This is a genomic window from Candidatus Palauibacter soopunensis (assembly GCF_947581735.1).
Lineage (GTDB): Bacteria > Gemmatimonadota > Gemmatimonadetes > Palauibacterales > Palauibacteraceae > Palauibacter > Palauibacter soopunensis.
Genome location: NZ_CANPVT010000027.1, coordinates 170,457 through 176,456 on the forward strand (window position 1 = coordinate 170,457; position 6,000 = coordinate 176,456).

6 protein-coding genes are annotated in these 6,000 nt (G+C 64.7%); 2 read left to right on the plus strand and 4 right to left on the minus strand.

The window, feature by feature from the left end; all coding sequences use genetic code 11:
* The first annotated feature begins 44 nt into the window (after positions 1-44).
* Positions 45-1,238, plus strand: a complete 1,194-nt coding sequence (locus RN901_RS08980; RefSeq protein ID WP_310757933.1) for a hypothetical protein — start codon at positions 45-47, stop codon at positions 1,236-1,238.
* A 98-nt stretch (positions 1,239-1,336) separates the two neighbouring features.
* Here the strand turns inward: RN901_RS08980 and RN901_RS08985 are convergent, their stop codons facing one another.
* The 4 genes from RN901_RS08985 to RN901_RS09000 form a co-directional block, all read right to left on the minus strand.
* Positions 1,337-1,783 (minus strand): TA system VapC family ribonuclease toxin, encoded by a 447-nt coding sequence (locus tag RN901_RS08985; RefSeq protein WP_310757934.1) that lies wholly within the window; start codon positions 1,781-1,783, stop codon positions 1,337-1,339.
* On the minus strand, positions 1,780-2,046 hold the full coding sequence (locus tag RN901_RS08990) for a hypothetical protein (RefSeq protein WP_310757935.1): 267 nt from the start codon (positions 2,044-2,046) through the stop codon (positions 1,780-1,782). Before RN901_RS08990 ends, RN901_RS08985 begins: the two co-directional genes overlap by 4 nt.
* Before the next feature lie 83 nt (positions 2,047-2,129).
* Positions 2,130-3,653 carry an amidohydrolase family protein gene (locus RN901_RS08995; RefSeq protein ID WP_310757936.1) on the minus strand — a complete coding sequence of 508 codons (1,524 nt, stop codon included), beginning with the start codon at positions 3,651-3,653 and terminating at the stop codon, positions 2,130-2,132.
* 18 nt (positions 3,654-3,671) lie between these two features.
* Positions 3,672-4,637: an HNH endonuclease gene (locus tag RN901_RS09000; RefSeq protein ID WP_310757937.1), complete on the minus strand. Its 966-nt coding sequence runs from the start codon at positions 4,635-4,637 to the stop codon at positions 3,672-3,674.
* 165 nt (positions 4,638-4,802) lie between these two features.
* Between RN901_RS09000 and RN901_RS09005 the strand changes: the two genes are divergently transcribed.
* Positions 4,803-6,000 (plus strand): M1 family metallopeptidase (locus RN901_RS09005; RefSeq protein WP_310757938.1); only part of this gene is annotated, 1,198 nt, incomplete at its 3' end.

The following is a 6,000-nucleotide window of genomic DNA, read 5'->3' on the forward strand; positions in this document are numbered from 1 at the left end:
AACTGTACACGGAAGGGTGCGAGATGTACGGAAACCTCGTTCAGTTGAACGAAGACCTCACCGCGGAAACTACTTGGCAGCACATTCCGGTTGGGTCTACCGGAGGCGAAGGTCTGTTCGACGAGGGCCGCCTGCAAGAAGTCCTGTTCCGCCACGCCGACATCCTGCCGCTCGGTGAGATCGATCCAGCGTACGGCGATCCAGTTCCGGTTTGCATGGAACTCGGCACGCGGGCCGGATCGGCCGATGCTTTGTTTCTGACGCCCACCGGGAGAATCATCCTTGCCGAGTTTAAACTCTGGAGGAACCCGGACGCGCGCCGGGAAGTCATCGGCCAGATCCTCGACTACGCCCGCGTGCTCGCGTCGTGGAGTTACGACGACCTGGAGCGGGAAGTCAGGAATCGAACCAAACGGTCGCCGTTCGAAATCGTTTCCGCCGCGCACCGCAACGTCCGGGAGCATGTCTTCGTCGATAACGTCGCTCGCCGGCTGAAACGGGGCGAATTCCTGCTTCTGATCATCGGCGACGGAATCCGCGAGGGAGTCGAGGACATTGTCGCTTACGTTCAGGCACACAGCGGCCTCCGCTTCAATCTCGCGCTCGTCGAAGCCGCCGTTTTTCGACGTGCGGATGGAGAAGATCTGATCATCCAACCGCGAGTTTTGGCGCGGACCGAACTCCTGCCCCGCACGGTTCTCGTTCGCAGGACGATCATGGAGGAGACCGACGACGACCCGATTGAAGAGCACGAGTCATCGCCGAGGGAGGATGAAAACGAGCGATTCTGGACGGCGGTGCTGAGAGATTTCGCCTTTGACGACCCCGGACCCGAGATACCGCAGTCCTCCAGGGGTGCAACTGTCTGGGTGAAGGTCGAGGGATCGGGGCACGGAGGGTGGGGCATCTCGTTCGGTGCCTACCTGGACCGTAGCGGATCCAGTATCGGAACCTATCTGACGAGGCGTGCGGGCTTCCCGGAAGAGGGAAGAATCTTCGATGAGATCGTCGATGCCGTGGACCATGCTGAGGGACTTGGAAGCGTACTCGACGGATGGGAACGGTGGGACAACAAGTACAGCCAACCGCGGCTGGGGTTCCGTCGCAGCACGGCTTTCGTAGCCGGACAGGAGATCCGCGACTTTGACGAAGCCGTCGAGTGGATGCGTGCGCACTTCAATCGCCTGGTGTCTACGCTGCATCCCGAGTGTCGGCGCCGACTACGCCGGAGTCGCTGAGTTCCTGGGTCGGCAGTGGGATTGCCGTAGCTTGGGTCCGGGAGCCGTCCGGCGGTCTCGGACTGTCCCGACGCCTGTGTCGCGGGATGCCGGTCGTCTCAACCGGGGCGGTCTCGCCAGGGGTCCCGCGTCACCAGTTCCGGGAAGAGCGCAAAATCGCGATCTCGCGTGAGCAGAGCTTCCACGCCGTGGGCCAGGCATATCGCCGCCACGCGAGCATCGTGCACGAGCGGACCGCGGACACGCCGGCGCGTGACCAAGCGCTCCAACAGGTCGAGGAAACCGTCCGTCTCTCCGAGCAAGCGGTTGGAGGGCGACTCGGTCCAGGCGCGAAGCTGGGTCCAGGCCTCGTCGGGCTCCGTCACCGTGTCGCGCCAGATGCGCCGGTTCGTCACGATGCTCAGGAACTCGTAGCAGCAGGGCCAGGGTATGCCCCACGCGCGGTCGCCCTCCGTCAGCATCCCCAGCATGTCGCGCGCCGACTCGTGGAAGGACGAATCCCGGCGGTGCGCATAAACGAGGATGTTGGTGTCTACCGCGATCACCGGGCACCGGGATGCTGGTAGATCCTTCCCGGCTCGTAGATCATCTCCGAGAGATCCTGCCAGGTGTAGGCTGCCAGGGGATCTGCGTCGCGGGGGTCCCCCTTGCTGCAGTCCGGCATCCGGTAACCGGAGGCGGTCGGCCTCGCCTCGAGTACCCGTCTCAACCCCTCTTCAACGACGGATCGGAGGGAACGACGGTTGTCGCTGGCGTACCGTTTGGCCCGGACGAGAAGCTCGCTATGGATATCGATCGTCGTCTTCATCGACCCATATTACCCATATCGTGCCATATGGGCAAGCAATATCGTATTCGGGACAAGGCCCGTCGGACGCCTCCGCGGTCCCGTCAGCGGACGAACATGATCGGACTTGTCGGGAGGGCATCGACGTCGATGACCTTTCCTTCCTTCATCACCATCGCCTGCCGGCGGATGTTGCGGATGTCGTCCAGGGGGTTCGCGTCGAGGAGGACGAGGTCCGCGAACTTGCCAGCCTCGATCGTGCCGAAGTCGTCGAGGCCACGGGCGGCGACGGCTCCGTTGCGGGTGCCGGCCATGATGGCTTCCGACGGGGTCATGCCGAGTTCGACGAGGCCTTCGATCGCCATCAGCGTGCCGATGCCCGGTTCCTGCCAGATCGGCTTCGGCTCGCGCAGGAACTGGATGTCGGCGGCGGGGAAGTTGTCGGTGCCGAGCGTGACGATGCAGCCCGCGTCGATGAGGCTCTTCGCGTTCTGGCGGCGCATGGCGTTGCCATGGCCCAGGGCGTTGCGCTCGCGGCGCAGTTCGAACGACGTCTTCTCCCGTTCGACGGGCCTTCGCAGGCGTCCCCATTCCGCGGACCTCCCCTCGCTAGCCAAGCGCGCCTCGGCCGCGGCCACGTCCTCAAGGTGCTGCTCCCACGCCGCGCCCGTGATCGTGTTCACGAGCATCGAGCAGATCACGCCGCGCTCACGGATCTGCGCCAGCAACTCGTCGGAATAGGGCCGTCCGGCCAGGACCTCCGGGTGCTGGATGAGATCGATGCCCGCTTCGACGGCGAGGCGCAGGCTTTCGGGGTTGGTGGCGTGCGTCTCGGCGACGAGTCCGCGCCTGTGGGTCTCCTCCACGATCACCCGCTGCGCCTCCGGGGAGAAGCCGATCATGGTCGGATAGGACCAGTGGCTGCTACCCCCGTACTTCACGAAGTCCACGCCCTTGTCGAGGTAGTCGTTGATCGCGACGCGGAGTTCCTCCGGATACATGTCCATGAGGTCCTCGCCGGCGCCCTGCGCGAGGTGGTCCGAGAACTGCTCCTCCCACAGCGACAGATCCGTGTCCGCGATGAGCGAGAAGGTGACGGAGAAAGCGCCGCCCCAGCCGACGATGTTGCCGGCTACCTGCAGCCGCGGGCCGATCTCGCGTCCCTCCGCGATCGCATCGCGCACTTCGATGAGTTGCGGGAGTTGGCCGTAGCTGTCGCGCAGGTGCGTCACGCCGTGCTTCAGGTGCATCTGCGCGGCTTCGAGGGCGATCTCCGCCCCGCGCTCCCAGTAGAAGACGGCATTCTCCTTCCGGTGCTTGCCGAATCCGGCGCCGTAGAGGCTCGTATGCACGTTCGTATCCACGAAGCCGGGCGTGAGGAACTTCCCCGCCCCGTCGATGACCCGCGCCCCATCGGGCACCGCGGTGGAAGCGCTCGGCCCCACCGAGACGATGCGGGCGCCCTCCACGACGACGGTGGCGTCCGACAGAGGCTCGCCCCCGTTCCCGTCGATGACCGTAGCCCCGACGATCGCGATCGTCTCCTGCGCAGCAGCCGGTAGGCAATACGGCAACATGGCGCAGCAGGTGAATACCAGTAGCGAGGCAAGTATTGAACGAACCGACATGGGAATCCTCCGGGCTGATCAGAGGGCGGCCGCCTGCTCCAGGAAGCGGTCGTATCTGAAGGAAAGCGACGAGGGCGAGGGACGGTCGGAGCGACTTCGAGGAAGAAGGATGCGCCGGCCATGGAGACCCTGAATGGCGTGTCGGAGAGTGGGGCCGTCCTTTTCCGCCAGGATCGCTGGGCGGACCTGGATGGTGTAGTCAGGACTTATGCCGAGGAAGAACCGGTCGAAGGCCGCGTGGTGCAGTCGGCAAAGCGCTAGACCGTTTCTTACTTCGGGCTCTCCCTCCGGCTCGGTATCGGGAATGATGTGGGCGGCGTCGAGTAGCTCCTCGTGGCGGAGACGGCAGAGTGCGCACTGACGTCTGTACGCCTTGAGAACCCGCTCGCGGAACGCCTGCTGGTGCAGTCTCCGGCGAGTCTCGACCGTCACATACTCACGGCGCAGTGCCGTCTCTCGACGCATGTCCGCGCTCTCCCATACCCGCGTTGAGGCCGAGGCAAGACGCATCCCCTCGGCATCGACCTCGATGGAGAAAGTCAGCGACGCCGGGGAATCTCCAACCACGTACACCGGCCATACGGCGAAGTACCTGCCGGGGAGAAGGCCGTGAAAATAGACCAACGGAAGGTGGTAGGTCATCGCTGTGCGAAGGCCCACGTTTTCGTGGTGGTCGGGGTCGTTGCCGCGATAGCGGTAGCGAAGGACGTGACCGGGCCCGAACGCATCGTTGTAGGGTCCCGACGGAGTCGTTGTAATGGACAACGGGACTGCCATCGTTCGCGGCTTGAAGATCCCCTGTGGGCCGACAAGGTGGATTTGATGTCCCCGGAACTCGAAACCCTCCTCGAGGAGAGGGCGCCGCGGAAGCACGTCGCCGTGAACAGCGCGCTGACTGCTAAGCCACCCAAAGGCCGCCGTCCTGACCCGCTGGTCGTACAACTGATCAAATTCCGCTGCAGTCCCAAGGCGGTCGTAGGGCATGTCTCAGGCTACCGACGAGTTGAGCGGTCCGTCAATTCGATTCGGGGACGACGCGGGCGGCAGTAGGCGCCGCTACCGGAGACGGCCGCTCACGCGGGAGGTGCGGGGAGAGGGCGTTGCGGTGCAGGTTGGGGGCGGACGCGGAACTGCTGCTACGAGGTGCCGATGAAATACGCCCTGTCGCTCCTGCTGGTCTCATCGATCGCGTTGGGTTCGTCCCACGACGGGTTTCGCCAGATTCCGGAACCGGGCGGGATCGGGCCGGAGCCGTCTGGGGAGCCAGCTTCGGGACGGGCGGCGATGGACACGTATCCGAAGAACCCGGCGATCGATGCGCTCAACTACGCGTTCGCGCTCACGTTGAGCGACGAGACGGACATGATCTCGGGCGAGGCGACGATCGATCTCCGCTTCCTCGAGGCGGGTATCGATGAGGTGCGGCTGGATCTGATCGAGCAGAATGCCGACGGGACCGGCATGCGCGTACAGACCGTAGCGGGAGCGGACGGGGCGCTGGAGTTCGAGCACCGGGGCGACGCGCTTTTCGTCGCGCTCGCGAGTCCCGCGGAGGCCGGCGAGCGCCGGCAGGTCACGGTCGTGTACGAGGGCGTTCCCGCCACCGGCCTCATCATCGGGCCCAACAAGCACGGAGACCGGACCTTCTTCAGCGACAACTGGCCCAACAAGGCGCGGAACTGGCTGCCGACGATCGATCACCCGTACGACAAGGCCACGAACGAACTCATCGTCACGGCGCCGGCCCACTACCAGGTCATCTCCAACGGACTGCTCATCGAGGAGACCGATCTCCTGGACGGCACGCGCCGCTCACACTGGAGGCAGTCCGTCCCGATCGCGACCTGGCTGTACGCGCTCGGGGCGGCCCGCTTCGCCGTGCAGACCGTGGACTACTACAACGGCGTGCCGATCCAGACATGGGTGTACGCCCAGGATCGCGACGCCGGCTTCCACGATTTCGCCGTGCCGACGAAGCAGGCGATGGAATTCTACGGCGACATGGTCGGCCCCTACTCGTACGAGAAGCTGGCGAATGTGCAGTCGAACAGCGTCGGAGGCGGGATGGAGGCGGCCACGGCCATCTTCTACGGCGACGCCTCGGTCACGGGCGAGCGGGACGTGCGCTGGCGGAACGTGATCATCCATGAGGTCGCGCATCAGTGGTTCGGGAACGCCGTCACCGAATACGACTGGGACGACGTCTGGCTGAGCGAGGGTTTCGCCACGTACTTCACGCTGCTCTTCATCGAACATCAGTACGGGCGCGACGAGTTCATCGAGCGGTTGAAAGTGAGCCGCGACCGGATCCGGGACTTCATGGCGGAGAACCAGTCCGAGCAGAATA

Excerpts from the sequence above, each read along its gene's own strand:
- RN901_RS08990 (WP_310757935.1), bottom strand. The coding sequence starts at position 2,046 with ATGAAGACGACGATCGATATCCATAGCGAGCTTCTCGTCCGGGCCAAA.
- RN901_RS08995 (WP_310757936.1), bottom strand. The coding sequence starts at position 3,653 with ATGTCGGTTCGTTCAATACTTGCCTCGCTACTGGTATTCACCTGCTGC.
- RN901_RS09000 (WP_310757937.1), bottom strand. The coding sequence starts at position 4,637 with ATGCCCTACGACCGCCTTGGGACTGCAGCGGAATTTGATCAGTTGTAC.